Annotated in this window: 19 protein-coding genes; 13 read left to right on the top strand and 6 right to left on the bottom strand. The window is 62.9% G+C overall.

The features are described from left to right. Window positions 1–56: 56 nt before the first annotated feature. Both queF and ilvA read right to left on the bottom strand, forming a co-directional pair. On the bottom strand, window positions 57–887 hold the full coding sequence (queF, locus tag ACE3TQ_RS06335) for an NADPH-dependent 7-cyano-7-deazaguanine reductase QueF (protein ID WP_374581140.1): 831 nt from the start codon (window positions 885–887) through the stop codon (window positions 57–59). A 189-nt stretch (window positions 888–1076) separates the two neighbouring features. Then, complete coding sequence (ilvA, locus tag ACE3TQ_RS06330) at window positions 1077–2609, bottom strand: threonine ammonia-lyase, biosynthetic (RefSeq protein WP_374581138.1); 1533 nt, start codon at window positions 2607–2609, stop codon at window positions 1077–1079. A gap of 140 nt (window positions 2610–2749) precedes the next feature. Here ilvA and ACE3TQ_RS06325 point away from each other — a divergent pair, with 140 nt between their 5' ends. Beyond that, window positions 2750–3244: a YqaA family protein gene (locus tag ACE3TQ_RS06325; protein WP_374581136.1), complete on the top strand. Its 495-nt coding sequence runs from the start codon at window positions 2750–2752 to the stop codon at window positions 3242–3244. Here ACE3TQ_RS06325 and ACE3TQ_RS06320 read toward each other — a convergent pair. Continuing rightward, on the bottom strand, window positions 3241–3591 hold the full coding sequence (locus ACE3TQ_RS06320) for a hypothetical protein (RefSeq protein ID WP_374581134.1): 351 nt from the start codon (window positions 3589–3591) through the stop codon (window positions 3241–3243). The two genes, ACE3TQ_RS06325 and ACE3TQ_RS06320, sit on opposite strands and share 4 nt — an antisense overlap. 197 nt (window positions 3592–3788) lie before the next feature. Between ACE3TQ_RS06320 and ACE3TQ_RS06315 the strand changes: the two genes are divergently transcribed. From ACE3TQ_RS06315 to ACE3TQ_RS06300, 4 genes are all read left to right on the top strand, one after another. Further along, complete coding sequence (locus ACE3TQ_RS06315; RefSeq protein ID WP_374581133.1) at window positions 3789–7796, top strand: DUF3683 domain-containing protein; 4008 nt, start codon at window positions 3789–3791, stop codon at window positions 7794–7796. Then, window positions 7793–8227, top strand: coding sequence for an HIT family protein (locus ACE3TQ_RS06310; RefSeq protein ID WP_374581132.1), 435 nt, complete (start codon window positions 7793–7795; stop codon window positions 8225–8227). The genes ACE3TQ_RS06315 and ACE3TQ_RS06310 overlap by 4 nt, the downstream gene beginning before the upstream one ends. Continuing rightward, window positions 8224–8643: a gamma-butyrobetaine hydroxylase-like domain-containing protein gene (locus ACE3TQ_RS06305; protein ID WP_374581131.1), complete on the top strand. Its 420-nt coding sequence runs from the start codon at window positions 8224–8226 to the stop codon at window positions 8641–8643. The genes ACE3TQ_RS06310 and ACE3TQ_RS06305 overlap by 4 nt, the downstream gene beginning before the upstream one ends. Before the next feature lie 72 nt (window positions 8644–8715). Further along, window positions 8716–9066 (top strand): YciI family protein, encoded by a 351-nt coding sequence (locus tag ACE3TQ_RS06300; RefSeq protein WP_374581129.1) that lies wholly within the window; start codon window positions 8716–8718, stop codon window positions 9064–9066. Here the strand turns inward: ACE3TQ_RS06300 and ACE3TQ_RS06295 are convergent. From ACE3TQ_RS06295 to ACE3TQ_RS06285, 3 genes are all read right to left on the bottom strand, one after another. Then, on the bottom strand, window positions 9063–9326 hold the full coding sequence (locus ACE3TQ_RS06295; protein ID WP_374581127.1) for a hypothetical protein: 264 nt from the start codon (window positions 9324–9326) through the stop codon (window positions 9063–9065). The two genes, ACE3TQ_RS06300 and ACE3TQ_RS06295, sit on opposite strands and share 4 nt — an antisense overlap. Further along, complete coding sequence (locus ACE3TQ_RS06290; RefSeq protein ID WP_374581126.1) at window positions 9304–9798, bottom strand: hypothetical protein; 495 nt, start codon at window positions 9796–9798, stop codon at window positions 9304–9306. Before ACE3TQ_RS06290 ends, ACE3TQ_RS06295 begins: the two co-directional genes overlap by 23 nt. Window positions 9799–9880: 82 nt before the next feature. After that, entirely contained in the window at window positions 9881–10129 is a 249-nt protein-coding gene (locus ACE3TQ_RS06285) for a hypothetical protein (protein ID WP_161025753.1), read from the bottom strand. A 135-nt stretch (window positions 10130–10264) separates the two neighbouring features. Here ACE3TQ_RS06285 and ubiE point away from each other — a divergent pair, with 135 nt between their 5' ends. The 8 genes from ubiE to ACE3TQ_RS06245 all read left to right on the top strand — a co-directional run. Then, on the top strand, window positions 10265–10999 hold the full coding sequence (gene ubiE, locus ACE3TQ_RS06280) for a bifunctional demethylmenaquinone methyltransferase/2-methoxy-6-polyprenyl-1,4-benzoquinol methylase UbiE (RefSeq protein WP_374581125.1): 735 nt from the start codon (window positions 10265–10267) through the stop codon (window positions 10997–10999). Window positions 11000–11010: 11 nt separating this feature from the next. Then, entirely contained in the window at window positions 11011–11949 is a 939-nt protein-coding gene (locus ACE3TQ_RS06275; protein ID WP_374581123.1) for a Tim44 domain-containing protein, read from the top strand. 77 nt (window positions 11950–12026) lie between these two features. After that, on the top strand, window positions 12027–12635 hold the full coding sequence (locus ACE3TQ_RS06270) for an SCP2 domain-containing protein (RefSeq protein ID WP_374581121.1): 609 nt from the start codon (window positions 12027–12029) through the stop codon (window positions 12633–12635). Next, window positions 12632–14191 carry a ubiquinone biosynthesis regulatory protein kinase UbiB gene (gene ubiB / locus ACE3TQ_RS06265; RefSeq protein WP_374581120.1) on the top strand — a complete coding sequence of 520 codons (1560 nt, stop codon included), beginning with the start codon at window positions 12632–12634 and terminating at the stop codon, window positions 14189–14191. Before ACE3TQ_RS06270 ends, ubiB begins: the two co-directional genes overlap by 4 nt. Then, window positions 14175–14861: a methyltransferase gene (locus ACE3TQ_RS06260; RefSeq protein WP_374581119.1), complete on the top strand. Its 687-nt coding sequence runs from the start codon at window positions 14175–14177 to the stop codon at window positions 14859–14861. The genes ubiB and ACE3TQ_RS06260 overlap by 17 nt, the downstream gene beginning before the upstream one ends. Before the next feature lie 34 nt (window positions 14862–14895). After that, a complete protein-coding gene (locus ACE3TQ_RS06255) occupies window positions 14896–15183 on the top strand; it encodes an FmdB family zinc ribbon protein (protein ID WP_374581118.1) in 288 nt (95 codons plus the stop codon). A gap of 21 nt (window positions 15184–15204) precedes the next feature. Then, window positions 15205–15792, top strand: a complete 588-nt coding sequence (locus tag ACE3TQ_RS06250) for a DUF502 domain-containing protein (protein WP_374581117.1) — start codon at window positions 15205–15207, stop codon at window positions 15790–15792. Window positions 15793–15818: 26 nt separating this feature from the next. Beyond that, a partial coding sequence (locus tag ACE3TQ_RS06245) for an amino acid--tRNA ligase-related protein (RefSeq protein WP_374581116.1) occupies window positions 15819–16496 on the top strand: 678 nt, incomplete at its 3' end.

The raw sequence follows: 16496 nt of genomic DNA, 5'->3' as shown, positions 1-16496 counted from the left end.
TGTTTCTCAGCCGTGTAACCCGAAATTCACCGAATGTTTCCTCATGGAAAATACCCTTACTGGCGGGCGTTGCGCAAATTGGACGGCCGCTGGGCACTACTAAAGTTGGTGCGCCAAGGGTTGATATCAAGGCCGCCTCGACGGGTATAGCGGGCGTACACCGTCAAATGCTGCGGCTTGCACTGGCGCAAGATGTCGGTAAAGATGCGCTCCACGCATTGCTCGTGGAATTCGTTGTGTTCGCGGAAACCGATCAGGTATTTGAGCAGGCTTTCCTGGTCGATCTGCGGGCCGTAGTAGCTGATCTGCACGCTGCCCCAGTCGGGCTGGCCGGTCACCAGGCAGTTCGATTTCAGCAGGTGGGAAACCAGGGTCTCCTCCACCGGCAGTTCGTCGAAATTGGCCTTCAGGGTTTCCGGCTGCGGCGAGTAGTTATCGACTTCGATATCCAGGCGGTCCAGCAGCTGGCCTTCCAGTTCGCCCATTTCCAGTTTGCCGAAATCTTCCTGCATGGTCAGGGTGACGTGCACGTTGGCGCCGGCGGCGGCGGACAGGTCCTGCTGCAGCAGCATTTTCAGGGCGTCGGGGCCGGCCAGCTTGGTCTGGTTGAAGGAATTGAGGTAAAGCTTGAAAGATTTCGATTCGATCAAGTTGGGCGAGTCGGCCGGAATGCTGAAGCGCGCCACCGCCACTTGCGGCTTGCCGCGCATGTTCAGCCAGGACAGCTCGTAGCCGTTCCAGATGTCGACGCCGAAGAAGGGCAGGGTGCCTTGCAGGCCTAGTTCGTCACGCTTGCCCTGGCGCGGGATGGGGAACAGCAGCTCAGGGGCGTAGTCGGTGCGGTAGGCGGAGGTCTTGCCGAGGGGGGAGTGTTCGGGGAGGTTCATTCCGGCAGTTTACCTGAAACCCGGTAAGGCGGGGTCTGACCCACAGGGTCAGACCCCCAACGGTCTCGCGGCCTGAAGGTGGGGCTTAAGGCCTTTGACCTTCTGAAAAGATCAAGGGCGCATAACCAACACCAACAGCGGTCGATCTGACGGGGTCTGACCCTTGGGTCAGACCCCGGTTTACCGGGTTTACAAGAACAGTTTGTACACCGGATTCTGCGACTCATCCCAATAGCGATACCCCAAAGTCGCCAGGAACTGCGCAAACTTCTCCATATCCTGCGGCGGCACCTGCAGCCCGATCAGGATGCGTCCCACATCGCCCCCTTGCGAGCGATAGTGGCACAGCGAGATATTCCACTCCGGCTCCATCGAATCGAGGAAGCGCATCAGCGCCCCCGGGCGCTCCGGGAACTCAAAGCGGTACAGCAATTCATCCTTCGCCAGTTCGCTCTTGCCGCCCACCAGGTGGCGCAGGTGCGACTTGGCCAGTTCGTCATGGGTCAGGTCCAGCGTGCGGAAATCATTCTCCTCAAAGCGCCGCGCAATGGCCGACGACTCGCTGCGGTCCGCAATCTGTACACCGACGAAGACGTGCGCCTCCTCCTTGTCGCTGATACGGTAATTGAACTCCGTCACATTGCGCGCCCCCACCAGGCTGCAGAAGCGCTTGAATGTGCCGCGCTGTTCCGGAATGGTCACCGCAAACACCGCCTCGCGCGCCTCGCCCAGCTCCGCCCGTTCGGCCACGAAGCGCAGGCGGTCGAAGTTCATATTGGCGCCGCTGCATACCGTGACCAGCGTTTCGCCGCGCACCGGATACTTGCCCATCTCCGCGCGCTCCACATAGGCCTTGGCGCCCGCCACCGACAATGCGCCGGAAGGTTCCAGGATCGAACGGGTATCGGTGAACACGTCCTTGATCGCCGCGCAGATCGCATCGGTATCGACCACGATCACCTCGTCGACGAACTGCTGCGCCAGGCGGAAGGTTTCCTCGCCAACGAGGCGCACGGCGGTGCCGTCTGCGAACAGGCCGACATCGGTCAGCGTCACGCGCTCGCCGGCCTTGAGCGAACGGCCCATGGCGTCCGAATCCATGGTTTGCACGCCGATGACCTTGATATCCGGCCGCAACTGCTTCACATAGGCCGCAACGCCGGCAATCAGCCCGCCGCCGCCGATCGGCACGAAGATCGCGTGGATCGGGCCCGAATGCTGGCGCAGGATTTCCATGGCAATCGTGCCCTGGCCGGCGATCACTTCCGGATCGTCGAACGGGTGCACGAAGGTCAGCTTCTGCTCTTTTTCGAGTTGCAGGGCGTGGTTGTAGGCATCGGTGTAGGACTCGCCGTGCAGCACCACTTCCACGCTGGCGCCGCCGCGGCGGCGCACCGATTCGACTTTCAGCAGCGGCGTGGTGGCAGGCATCACGATCAGGGCGCGGCAGCCAAGCTTGGCGGCCGACAGGGCGACGCCCTGTGCGTGGTTGCCGGCGGAGGCGCAAATGACGCCGCGCTTCAATTGCGCGTCGCTCAGATTCGCCATCTTGTTGTAAGCGCCGCGTACCTTGAAGCTAAAGACGTCCTGCATGTCCTCGCGCTTGAAGTAAATCTGGTTGCCAATACGTTGCGACAGGATCGGCGCCAGTTCCAGCGGGGATTCATGGGCCACGTCATAGACGCGGGAGGTCAGGATTTTCTTCAGGTAGTCGATAGTCATGATTTGCAAAGGAAAAGGTTTGGTGCAAAGACTGTCAACGGCGGGTAACCGGAGGTGGGTGCACGCCTGCGCCGCGGGTATGCGGGGTCGCAGGATGTCTAACGTGCTGTGTGCTTAATATGGATGATTATAATTGAGCCATGATTGAAAACGCTATCCGCTGGCTTTTGGACGTCATTGCGGCGCCCGAAGTGGGACTGACCTCGGTCTTTATCATCAGTTTCGTCTCAGCCACGCTGGTACCGATGGGCTCGGAGCCGGCCGTGTTTGCGGTGTGCAAAGCCAACCCCGCCATGTTCTGGCCCGCCATCGCGGTGGCCACGCTGGGCAACACGCTGGGCGGCATCGTCGATTACTGGATCGGCTACTACGCCAAGAAAGCCTTCGCCAAAGAACGTTCCAGCCGCTGGTTCGGCTGGCTGTCGCACTATGGCGCCAAAACCATGCTGCTGTCCTGGGTGCCGGCCATCGGCGACCCGCTGTGCACGCTGGGCGGCTGGCTCAAGCTGCCATTCTGGCCGTCCGTGATGTATATGGCGATCGGCAAGCTGGCGCGCTACCTCACCATGACTTCACTGCTGCTGTTCGTGCCGGACGGCTTCTGGCGTTCGGTCGCCAATGTGCTCGGCGGCTAACCCGCCTTGCCGAAACCGCCTTTGACGCGCGGACAGAAGGCCGGGTCCTTCTGCGCCTGCGGCAGGAACTGGTCGGCCAGCTTGGCGCCATTTTGCAGGCTCTGGTCGATTTTGGCGGCCGGCACACCGCGTGCCTCAAGGCAGGCGCGCAAGAGTTTGACGCTGCTGGTGATTTCTCGCTCGATGGCGGATTTGGGCACGCCGCAGGCTTCGGCGTAGCGCTCGGTGGTGGCGAAATTCGACAGCATGCCGAGGCTCAGGTCGGTCGGGCCGCACACCGGGGCGGCGGGAGCGGCCCCAGCAACGCTGCTGGCGGCCAGGAGGAGAAGGGTCAGAAGATTCCGCATAGCAGCAGTGTCGCAGAATTTCGGGCTCAGCGCTGCGCTTGCCTGCAAACGAACGTCGGTTATTTTGCTCTGTAGCGGAATTATGTTCCGCTAATTGACGTTAACGGAACCCCGTCGCCCTCTAAGGCTGTTCCTGTCTTGTGCGCCGCAATAAGATAGAATGTTCTGTCCTAGCGTCAGCCTCCCGTCCACGCATAATGAACGCACCAGCACAAATCCAGGCATTGCTCGCAGAATCGCCCGATGGTCACGCCCCTACCCGCTTGCGGGAAATCCCCTATAACTACACCTCCTTCTCCGATCGCGAAATCGTGATCCGCCTGCTGGGCGAAGAATCCTGGGAGTTATTGGACGAACTGAGGGCTTCGCGCCAGACCGGCCGTTCCGCGCGCATGCTGTACGAGGTGCTGGGCGATATCTGGGTGGTGCGCCGCAACCCCTACCTGCAGGATGACCTGCTCGATAACCCGAAGCGCCGCCAGGCCCTGATCGACGCGCTGCACCACCGCCTGACCGAAGTGGACAAGCGCCGCAGCACCGTCGATGCCGCCGATGCCGAATCGCAGAAGCGCAGCGGCAACGTGGAAAAGCTGCTGCGTGCCGCCAGCAAGGCGGTAGCCGACTTCGGCGAAGAATTCCGCCAGATGTACGACCTGCGCAAGCGCACCCAGAAGGTGCTGGGCAAGTACACCGAGAAGCACAATATCTGCTTCGACGGCATGAAGCGCATCACCCACGTGACCGATGCCACCGACTGGCGCGTGGAATACCCGTTCGTGGTGCTGACCCCCGATACCGAAGACGAAATGGCCGGCCTGGTGAAAGGCTGCATCGAGCTTGGCCTGACCATCATCCCGCGCGGCGGCGGCACCGGCTACACCGGCGGCGCGATCCCGCTGACGCCGTTGTCGGCCGTGATCAACACCGAAAAGCTGCTCAAGCTGGGCGCCGTCGAAATGAAAGTGCTGCCGGGCGTGGACCGCGAATACGCGACCATTCACTCGGAAGCGGGCGTCATCACCAACAAAGTCAGCGAGGCGGCCGAGAAGGCCGGCTTCGTGTTCGCGGTGGACCCGACTTCGGCCCACGCCTCCTGCATCGGCGGCAACATCGCCATGAATGCAGGCGGCAAGAAGGCCGTGCTGTGGGGCACCGCGCTGGATAACCTGGCCTCCTGGCGCATGGTGGACCCGAACGGCGACTGGCTGGAAGTTACGCGCCTGGACCACAACCTGTCCAAGATCCACGACACGCCGCTGGCGCGCTTCAAGCTGGAATGGACGCACCCGAATGCGCGCGGCGAAGCCAAGGGCCAGCCGTTCAAGACCGAGATCCTGGAGATCGAAGGCCGCAAGTTCCGTAAGGAAGGCCTGGGCAAGGACGTGACCGACAAGTTCCTGGCCGGCCTGCCGGGCGTGCAGAAAGAGGGCACCGACGGCCTGATCACGTCGGCGCGCTGGATCCTGCACAAGATGCCGAAGTACACGCGCACCGTCTGCCTGGAGTTCTTCGGCCAGGCGCGCGACGCGATCCCGTCCATCGTGGAGATCAAGGATTACCTCGATGGGCTGCCGGCGCAGGGCGAGCAGTTCAAGACCATCCGCCTGGCAGGCCTGGAGCACCTGGACGAGCGCTACCTGCGCGCGGTCGGCTACGCCACCAAGTCCAAGCGCGGGGTACTGCCGAAGATGGCGCTGTTCGGCGACATCGTGGGCGATGATGAGGACGCGGTGGCGCTGGCAGCTTCCGAAGTGGTGCGCCTGGCGAACACCCGCGTCGGCGAAGGCTTCGTGGCGGTGAGCCCGGAAGCGCGCAAGAAATTCTGGCTGGACCGCGCCCGCACCGCGGCAATCGCGAAGCATACCAACGCCTTCAAGATCAACGAAGACGTGGTGATTCCGCTCAACCGCATGGGCGAGTACACCGACGGCATCGAGCGCATCAACATCGAGCTGTCGATCAAGAACAAGCTGCAGCTGGCGCAGGAACTGCGCGAGTTCCTGGCCGCCGACCGGCTGCCGATCGGCAAGAGCGACGACGCCTCCGACGACAAAGTCGGCTACGACGAAATGCTGGGCGACCGCCAGCAACTGGCGCTGGCGCTGGTGGACCAGGTGCACGCGCGCTGGACCTTCATCCTGGCCAACCTGGACCAGCCGCTGGCCGGCGTGCGCGGCGAACTGCTGGCGCTGGGCCTGGACGCGCTGGCACCGGCGCTGGAAGAACGCTTGCAACGCCAGCCGGACGCCACCCTGTTCGACGTGGCGCAGGACCGCACCGTGCGCATCAGCTGGAAGCAGGAGATCCGCGCCCACCTGCGGCAGATCTTCAACGGCGGCGCCTACAAGCAAATCCTGGACGAGGCGCAGGCTATCCACAAGCGCGTGCTGCATGGCCGCGTGTTCGTGGCGCTGCACATGCACGCCGGCGACGGCAACGTGCACACCAACCTGCCGGTCAACTCGGACCACTACGAGATGCTGCAGGACGCGCACAAGGCCGTGGCGCGCATCATGAAGCTGGCCCGTTCGCTGAACGGCGTGATCTCGGGCGAGCACGGCATCGGCATCACCAAACTGGAGTTCCTGACCGAAGACGAGATCAGCGGCTTCCGCGATTACAAGAAACGCGTCGACCCGGAAGGCCGCTTCAACAAAGGCAAGCTGCTCAACCTGCCGGGCATGCACGCCACGCTGGAAAACGCCTACACGCCATCGTTCGGCCTGATGGGCCACGAATCGCTGATCATGCAGCAAAGCGATATCGGCGAAATCGCCAACAGCGTGAAGGACTGCCTGCGCTGCGGCAAATGCAAACCGGTGTGCTCGACCCACGTGCCGCGCGCCAACCTGCTGTACTCGCCGCGCGACAAGATCCTGGCGACGTCGGCGCTGATCGAAGCCTTCCTGTACGAAGAGCAGACCCGCCGCGGCATCTCGATCCGCCATTGGGAAGAGTTCGAAGACGTCAGCGACCATTGCACCGTGTGCCACAAGTGCGCCACGCCGTGCCCTGTGAACATCGACTTCGGCGATGTGTCGATGAACATGCGCAACCTGCTGCGCAAAATGGACAAGCGCTCGTTCAATCCGGGCAAGCGGGCGGCCATGTTCTTCTTGAATGCGTCCGACCCGGCCACCATCCAGGCCACCCGCCAGACCATGATCGGCTGGGGCTACAAGGCGCAGCGCCTGGGCCACGAAGTGTTCAAGGCCGTGGCGCGCAAGCAGACCAAGGCGCCGCCGCCGTCGGTGGGCAAGGCGCCGGTGCGCGAGCAGGTGATCCACTTCGTCAACAAGAAGATGCCGGGCAACCTGCCGAAGAAGACCGCGCGCGCGCTGCTGGACATCGAAGACAACAAGATGATCCCGATCATCCGCGATCCGAAGAAGACCAACGCCAACAGCGAGGCGGTGTTCTACTTCCCGGGTTGCGGCTCGGAGCGGCTGTTCTCGCAGGTCGGCCTGGCCACGCAGGCCATGCTGTGGGAAGTGGGCGTGCAGACCGTGCTGCCGCCGGGCTACCTGTGCTGCGGCTATCCGCAGCGCGGCTCGGGCGACTACGACAAGGCTGAGAAGATGATGACGGATAACCGCGTCCTCTTCCACCGCATGGCGAACACGCTGAACTACCTGGATATCAAGACCGTGGTGGTGTCGTGCGGCACCTGCTACGACCAGCTGGCGACCTATGAGTTCGAGAAGATCTTCCCAGGCTGCCGCATCATGGATATCCACGAGTACCTGCTGGAGAAGGGCGTCAAGCTGGAAGGCGTGACCGGTACCCGCTACATGTACCACGACCCTTGCCACACCCCGATGAAGCAGCAGGACCCGCTGAAGACGGTGAATGCGCTGGTCTCCACCGTGGATAACGTGAAGATCGAGAAGAACGACCGCTGCTGCGGCGAGTCGGGCACCCTCGCTGCCGCGCGTCCGGACATTTCGACCCAGGTGCGCTTCCGCAAGGAGCAGGAGATGGTGGCCGGCGCCGACAAGCTGCGCGCCGACGGCTTCCAAGGCGACGTCAAGATCCTGACTTCCTGCCCGTCCTGCATGCAGGGCCTGAGCCGCTACAACGACGATTCGGGCACCACCGCCGACTACATCGTGATCGAGATCGCGCGTCACAAGCTGGGCGAGAACTGGCTGGTCGATTACGTCGCCCGCGCCAACGACGGCGGCATTGAAAGGGTGCTGGTATGACGGCCAACTGCGACTTGTGCAAGCTGCTGGCCGCGCCGCCGGCGGACGTGCTGGTCTGGCGCGACGAGCGCCTGGCCGTGATCCTGGTCGACGAGCCGGGCTACCCCGGCTTCACCCGCGTCGTCTGGCACGACCATGTGCGCGAGATGACCGACCTGTCGCCGCAGGACCGCGACCACGTCATGCAAGCCGTGTGGGCGGTCGAGCAGGCGCAGCGCGCCACCATGGCGCCGCACAAGGTCAACGTGGCCAGCTTCGGCAACATGACGCCGCACGTGCACTGGCACGTGATCCCGCGCTACACTGACGACGCGCACTTCCCCAATCCAACCTGGGGCGCCAAACAGCGCGAGCACGACGCCGCGGCCATCGCCGCCCGCGCGGCGCTGCTGCCGGCCCTGCGCGCAGCGATTATCGAGAATTTGCAATGAAGAACCCAACTGGCCTGACCGTCCACAGCAAATCGCGCTATCTCGAAGTCGCCTTCGATGATGGCGCCAGCTTCAACCTCCCGTTCGAGCTGCTGCGCGTGTACTCGCCCTCGGCCGAAGTAAAAGGCCACGGCCCGGGGCAGGAAGTGCTGCAGGTCGGCAAGCGCGACGTCGCCATGACCAACCTGGAGCCGGTCGGCAACTACGCCGTCAAGCCGACCTTCGACGACGGCCACAATTCCGGCCTCTACACCTGGGACTACCTGTACGACCTGGGGGCGCGCCGGGAGCATCACTGGGCCGACTACATGAAGCGCCTGGAAGCTGCCGGTTTCAGTGGCGACAGCGGCCGCGAACCGGGCGCCGTGCTGCCCGGCGCTCCCGCCAAAGCCGGCGGCTGCGGCCACAAACACTGATTGTCGATCCGGCGCGCGCCGGCCCGTCGTTGAGTTGCACTCACCACTTTATAGGAGGATATCGTGCAATTCATGATCCTGATCTACGCGGAAGAGAAGATCTACGACGAGATGCCGGCAGAGCAGCTGGCTGGGGTGATGGCGGCGTATGCCGCGCTGGAGGCGGATATGCTGAAGGCTGGCGTGCTGCTGTCCGGCGCTGAGCTGGCGCCGGTACGCACAGCCAGGACCGTCCGCATCCGCCGCAACCAGACGCATTTCACCGACGGCCCGTTTGCCGAGACCAAGGAGGCTTTGGGCGGCTACTTCCTGGTCGACTGTGAGTCGATGGAGGAAGCGCTGAAATGGGCCGCCCGCTGCCCCTCGGCGCTCGACGGCTCGATCGAGGTCCGGCCGCTGATGGCGCCGCCGCCCGAGGCTTAATCCTTGTCCAGTTCCGGGTGACTGCGCATGAAGTCCTCGTACTCTCGCACCATTTTCAAGTAGCCATATTTGTACATGGCGCGGTTCTTCGCGGGCAGTGTGCGCAGAAACTCGGGCGTAAAGCCTTCGACGATCGGGATGTCATCCGGGTCAGATGGCGGGATGCTATCGATGCAGTCGAACGCCGCGTCTATTTCTGCTTTGCTTGCGTCGTCGAGCTCTGGGAACTCAACGTCGTCAGGAAGTTGATAGTGTTTCATAGTTCAGCTCCAGAAGTTGCAGTGGCGTGATGAACTCGAGGGTGGGCAGGCCGGCAGCTCCCAGCATCATGCGCAGCGTGGGTAGACGCATTGCTTCAATTCCTTGCCAGTCCCAGCTGGCAAAAAGCTTGATTCCAAAAGTTGCTGCGCAGACGATTTCCTGCCCCAGGTTCTTCGTTTCGGAATTTAGACCTCCGCCAAGCAGTAAAAGTTTCGACTTCCGCTGAAATTTTTTCTTGGCAGGCAGGATCTGGAAGCGATGTGCAATCGTGAGTCGTGCTGAGGCAAGCTGCGGCGGGCCGGACTGGATGCGGCGTAGCGCTACTTCGGACGTGCAAAGGTTCAGCGTGTGTGGCAGGCTGCGCAGCCAGCGGCGGGTGAGGGACTGGCAGGTGCGTGCGTAGGCGCTGCGGGCTGGCGGGTCGGCCAGGGCGCAGAGGATGGAAGTGTCGAGGTAAAGCGTGCAGGGCATGGAGCCAGCCTATGCCGGCTCCGCTTGCCTGTTTTGGGATATATCAAGAACCGGGCAGCGCGTTGCCGCCCGGAAAGGATGTTCAGTTGACCATCATCTTGCGGCGCTGGAATTCCTCGTAGCGCTGCTGCTCGCGTTCCCAGATGTAGCGGAAGGCGGCGCGGGCTTCCGGGGTCAGGCGGCGGATTGCCTCAACGTTGAAGGTCATTGGGTGCGGCTCGGCGGACGCCAGGGCGCGCGATTGGGCGCGGGTGGCATCGATGAACTGCTTGGTGGCTTCGTCGATATCCGGGAAAATAATGTCCGCGGGCAATTTTTGCTGAAGCTCCATCTGAAATCTCCTAAAGACTGACAAATCGTCTGAGCCATAAAACGACCCGTTGACCATTCTGGTTGACAAGCTTCTTCAAAATCTGTGCGAGAGCCCACAAATGTATAATGCGGCAATTACAAGGCACCCCTCGATATGACCAACACCACCCATTTCGGTTATAAAACCGTCAACGAAGACGACAAGGTGAAAGAAGTCGCCAAAGTCTTCCATTCTGTCGCCGCCAAATACGACATCATGAACGACCTGCTGTCTGGCGGCCTGCACCGCGTCTGGAAGGCGTTCACCATCGCCAATGCGGCCGTGCGCCCGGGCATGAAGGTGCTGGACATTGCCGGCGGCACCGGCGACCTGGCTAAGGCGTTCGCCAAGGCGGCCGGGCCGACGGGCGAGGTATGGCTGACTGATATCAATGAGTCAATGCTGCGCGTGGGCCGCGATCGCCTCTTGAATAAGGGCCTGGTCACCCCCACATTGATCTGCGATGCGGAAAAGTTGCCCTTCCCGGACAATTATTTCGACCGCGTGAGCGTGGCGTTCGGCCTGCGCAATATGACGCACAAGGATGTGGCACTGTCCGAAATGCGCCGTGTGCTGAAGCCGGGCGGCAAGTTGTTGGTGCTGGAGTTTTCGAAAGTGGCTCCGGCATTGCAAAAACCGTATGATTTCTATTCCTTCACGGTGCTGCCGTGGATGGGCCAGAAGGTGGCCAACGATTCGGAGAGCTACCGCTACCTGGCCGAATCCATCCGCATGCATCCGGACCAGGAAACGCTGAAGACCATGATGCAGGCTGCGGGTCTGGAGCGCGTGCAGTATTACAACCTGACGGCAGGTGTGGCCGCTTTACACACTGGCATCAAAATGTGAGACAACCTACGATGAACATCAAAAAATTCCTGGTCGGCGCGACCATCGTGATGACTGCTATGAGCACCATGGCTGAGCTGTCGGCCCGCCCGATGGGCGGTGGCAAGTCGTTTGGCCGCCAGTCGCAGAATGTGAACAGCATGCCAAAGCAGGCGACCCCTGCACCGGCACCGGCGGCGCCGACCGCAGCACCGGCGGCCAACCGTCCGGGCGCGAACGCCCCGGCGGCCGCACCGGCGCAAAAGCCTAGCATGTGGAAAGGCCTGCTCGGCGGCGCGCTGCTGGGCCTGGGCCTGGGCGCACTGCTGTCGCACCTGGGTATCGGCGGCGCGCTGGCGTCGGCAATCGGCACCATCCTGACCATCGCCCTGATCGGCGGCGTGATCTTCTTCATCATCGCCATGATCCGCCGCAAGTCGCAGCCAGCCATGCAGCCGGCTGCCGCCTTCAGCGGCGCGGGCGCGGGCTACAACCCGCAGCCGCAGCAGCCGATGGCCTTCCAGCCAGTGCAGCCGGCCGCTGCTCCGGCCGTAGCGCCGGTGGCGCCGGCCGCTGCCGCCCACACCCCATGGGGCGTGCCAGCGGACTTCGATAGCGCCGGTTTCCTGCGCGCGGCCAAGTCGAACTACATCCGCCTGCAAGCGGCTTGGGACAAGGCCGACGTGGAAGACCTGCGTACCTTTACCACGCCGGAAGTGTTCGCCGAACTGCGCATGCAGATCCAGGAACGCGGCCCGCAAGCCGAGTACACCGATGTGGTGACCATCGATGCCGAACTGCTGGGCATTGAGAACGATGGCAAGGAATACCTGGCCAGCGTCAAGTTCTGGGGCACCATGAAGCCGGCGCCGGACGCGCTGCCGGAAGCCTTCCAGGAAGTGTGGAACCTGTCCAAGCCAGTCAACGGCAACACCGGCTGGATGCTGGCGGGTATCCAGCAGTTGGCGTGATACGGCGCAGTAACTGGTAAGATCGAGACCGCCCTGGCTTGCCGGGGCGGTTTTGTTTTATTTGGACCCACTTGAATATGTTCCCATTCCCACCCAAGCTGCCCGGCCTTAGCATGCCGGCCGCCGCCACCGTCAACCACCTGCTGGCGCAGGAGCCGTGGGCGCGCACCGAACTGAAACTGCACGCCGGCAAAGTGGCCGTGATCGACGCCAGCCCGGCCGTGCTGCGCCTGCGCGTGACGGCCGATGGCATGGTGGAAGCAGCTGCCAGCGAGGCGCCGGCGGCGGTGACCATCCGCCTGAAACTGGGCGACCTGCCGCTGATCGCGCAGAACCGCGAGCGCGCCTTCTCGTACGTGCAGATCGAGGGCGACGCCGAATTCGCCAACGCCATTTCGCGCCTGTCGCAGTCGCTGCGCTGGGAAGCGGAGTACGACCTGGAAAAGCTGGTCGGCCCGATCGCGGCCGTGCGCCTGGTGCAGGGCGCGAAAGCGGTGGTGCAGGGCGCGCGCAACGGCCAGCGCAAAGTGGCCGAGAATGTCGCAGAATACTTCCTCGACGAGAACCCGATGCTGATCCGCCCGCTGGCGGCGGAGAGCTTTGCCGCCGATGTGACGCGCTTCCGCGACGACGTGGAGCGCGCCAGCAAGCGGCTGGAAAAACTGGAACAAAAACTGGCTAAATGATTCGCAAATTCCTCCGGCTGTTCAAGATTGTCCGCGTCTCGGTCCGCTACGGGCTGGACGAAATCGCCATTTCCGGCTTCGACAAGCCGCGCATCAGCAAATTCCTCGACACCGTTTTCTTCTGGCGCGACCTGTCCACGCCGCGCGCCGTGCGCCTGCGCCGCGCGCTGGAGGAGCTGGGCCCGATCTTCGTCAAGTTCGGCCAGGTGCTGTCGACCCGCAGCGACCTGTTCCCGCTCGACATCGTGACCGAACTGTCCAAGCTGCAGGACCGCGTGCCTCCGTTCGATTCCGACCTGGCGATCAAGATGATCGAAGAGTCGCTGGGCGCCCATCCGGACGAGCTGTTCGCGCGCTTTGAGCGGGTGCCGGTGGCCTCGGCGTCCATCGCCCAGGTGCACTTCGCCGCGCTGAAGGACGGCACCCAGGTGGCGGTCAAGGTGCTGCGCCCGGGCATGAAAAAGCTGATCGATGAAGACGTGGCGCTGATGCATATCGCGGCCAATTTCATCAACAAGCTGTGGGAGGATGCGCGCCGCCTGAAGATCCAGGAAGTGGTGCAGGAGTTCGACAAGTACCTGCACGATGAGCTGGACCTGATGCGCGAGGCCGCCAACGCGAGCCAGCTGCGCCGCAACTTCGCCGAGTCGCGCCTGCTGCTGGTGCCGGAGATGTACTGGGATTACTGCTCCAGCGGCGTGATCGTGATGGAGCGCATGCATGGCATTCCCGTGTCGCAGATCGACCGCCTGATCGAGGCTGGCGTCGACCTGAAAAAGCTGTCGTCCGATGGCGTGGAGATCTTCTTCACCCAGGTGTTCCGCGATGGCTTCTTCCACGCCGATATGCACCCTGGGAATATCCTGGTGTCGATCGAGCCGGAGACTTTCGGCCGCTATATCGCGCTGGACTTCGGCATCGTCGGCACGCTGAACGATTACGACAAGGATTACCTGTCGCAGAACTTCCTGGCCTTCTTCCGCCGCGACTACAAGCGCGTGGCGGAGGCGCATATCGAATCGGGCTGGGCGCCGAAAGAAACCCGTGTCGACGAGCTGGAGGCTGCGGTGCGCGCCTGCTGCGAGCCGATCTTCGACCGTCCCCTGAAGGACATTTCGTTCGGCCAGGTGCTGTTGCGCCTGTTCCAGACGTCGCGCCGCTTCAATGTGGAAGTGCAGCCGCAGCTGGTGCTGCTGCAGAAGACGTTGCTGAATATCGAGGGCCTGGGACGCCAGCTCGATCCTGACCTCGACCTGTGGAAAACGGCGAAACCCTACCTGGAGCGCTGGATGGCGGAGCAGGTGGGCTGGCGCGGCCTGGTCGAGCGGCTGAAGGCGGAGGCGCCGCGCTACTCGCATATCTTCCCGCAGCTGCCACGCCTGGCGCACCAGGCGCTCACGGTGGCGTCCGAGCGCGACCTGGAAACCCGGGCGCTGCTGGCGCACCTGGTGGCGGAGCAGCGGCATACCAATCGTTTGCTGTCCTTCTTTGCGTTCTTCATCGGGGCGTTTGTGGTGGGCGCGGTGGCGTACCAGGTTTATGCCAGAGTTCTCTAACCGCGATCCGCGCACGCCGGGGTTTTGGGACCAGCGCTTTGAGGCGGAATTCACGCCTTGGGACCGGGGTGGGGTTCCGGCGCAGCTCTCGGCCTGGCTGCAACCCGGTAAACCTGGGTCCGACCCAAGGGTCGGACCCAAGCCTGCGGCCGCCGCGAGCCTGGGTCTGACCCTTGGGTCAGACCCAGGTCTACCGGGTCTAGCGGTCCTGATCCCCGGCTGTGGCAGCGCCCACGAACTGCAAGCCTTCTGCGAAGCCGGCTGGCACGCCACCGCCATCGACTTCTCCCCCGCCGCCGTTGTTGCGGCGCAACAAGCCGCCGGCCGCTGGCGCGGGCACATCCTCGAAGCCGATTTCTTCAGCTACTTGCCAAGCCAGCCCCTCGACCTAATCTATGAGCGTGCCTTCCTGTGCGCCATGCCGCGCGAGATGTGGCCGCGCGTGGTGCAGCGCTGGGCTGAACTGTTGCCGGAAGGCGGCCTGCTGCTGGGCTATTTCTACTTCGACAGCGCGCCCAAGGGCCCGCCCTTCGGCGCCGAGCGGGTGCAGCTGACGCAGTTAATGAGTGCTTACTTCGACCTTGAGTACGACGAACCCGTCCCGGACTCCATCCCGGTATTCGGGGGCAAGGAGCGCTGGATGGCCTGGCGCCGGAAAAAAGGCTTATAATTCAGGGTTTTTGATGTTTTTTGCGGAGTATTAGATGCCTATCTACGCTTACCGCTGCGAGGAATGTGGCTTTGCCAAGGACGTGCTGCAAAAGATCTCCGATCCGCAGCTCACGGATTGCCCTTCCTGCGGCAAGTCCACCTTTAAAAAGCAGCTGACTGCAGCCGGCTTCCAACTGAAGGGCACCGGCTGGTATGTGACCGATTTCCGTGGCGGCAGCGCCCCGGCGACCGGCGTCGCCAGTGCGCCGAAGACGGAGGCGCCCGCCGCCGCCCCGGCCGCGCCTGCCCCGGCAGCCAGCACCAGCAGCAGCGAGGGCTGATAGGCCCGATCGAGGAACACGATGCGCAAATACTTCATTACCGGCTTGCTGATCCTGGTGCCCCTGGCGATTACCGCCTGGGTGCTGAACATCATCATCAGCACCATGGACCAGTCGCTCCTGATCGTGCCGGAGCGCTGGCAGCCGCGTACCCTGATCGGTTTCGATATCCCGGGCCTGGGCACTATCCTGACCGTGCTGATCGTGTTTCTCACCGGCCTGCTGACCAATAACCTGGTCGGCAACTTCGTCGTCAAGCAATGGGAAAAGCTGCTGCACCGCATCCCGGTGGTCAGCTCCCTGTACGGCAGCGTGAAGCAAGTATCGGACACCCTGTTTTCCGATACCGGCAACGCGTTCCGCAAGGCCGTGCTGGTGCCGTATCCGCATGCGGGTTCGCGCACCATCGCCTTCCTGACCGGCGCGCCGGCCACGGAAGTGCAGAAGCACCTGGACGGTGAATACGTCAGCGTCTACGTGCCTACCACGCCGAACCCGACTTCCGGCTTCTTCCTGATGATGCCGAAAAAAGACGTAATCGAACTCGATATGAGCGTCGATGCCGCACTGAAGTACATCGTTTCGATGGGCGTTGTCGTCCCTGAATAAAACTTAACCTGAAACTGAGAATCAATATGTCCATGCGTACTGAATACTGCGGCCTCGTTACCGAAGCCCTCGTAGGCCAAACCGTCAGCCTGTGCGGCTGGGTGCACCGTCGTCGCGACCACGGCGGCGTGATCTTCATCGACCTGCGCGACCGCGAAGGCCTGGTGCAGGTAGTCTGCAATCCGGACCAGGCGGAAGTGTTCTCCGTCGCCGAATCCGTGCGTAACGAGTACTGCCTGCGCATCACCGGCACCGTGAAGGACCGCCTGGCCGGCACCGTCAACAACAACCTGAAGTCGGGCAAGATCGAAGTCGTGGCCTCCAAGGTGGAAGTGCTGAACGCCTCCGTGCCGGTGCCATTCCAGCTGGACGACGACAACCTGTCCGAAACCACCCGCCTGACCCACCGCGTGCTGGACCTGCGCCGTCCGCAGATGCAGAACAACCTGCGCCTGCGCTACAAGGTCTCGATGGAAGTGCGCAAGTACCTGGACGACCTGGGCTTCATCGATATCGAAACCCCGGTGCTGACCAAGTCCACCCCGGAAGGCGCGCGCGACTACCTGGTGCCGTCGCGCGTGAACGCGCACGAATTCTTCGCGCTGCCGCAATCGCCACAGCTGTTCAAGCAGCTGCTGATGGTGGCCAACTTCGACCGCTACTACCAGATCACCAAGTGCTTCCGCGACGAAGACCTGCGCGCC

Source organism: Pseudoduganella sp., from assembly GCF_041914865.1.
Taxonomy (GTDB): Bacteria; Pseudomonadota; Gammaproteobacteria; order Burkholderiales; family Burkholderiaceae_D; genus Rugamonas.
The sequence above is the reverse complement of the archived record's forward strand: the minus strand, read 5'-3'. Positions and strand labels throughout refer to the sequence as shown.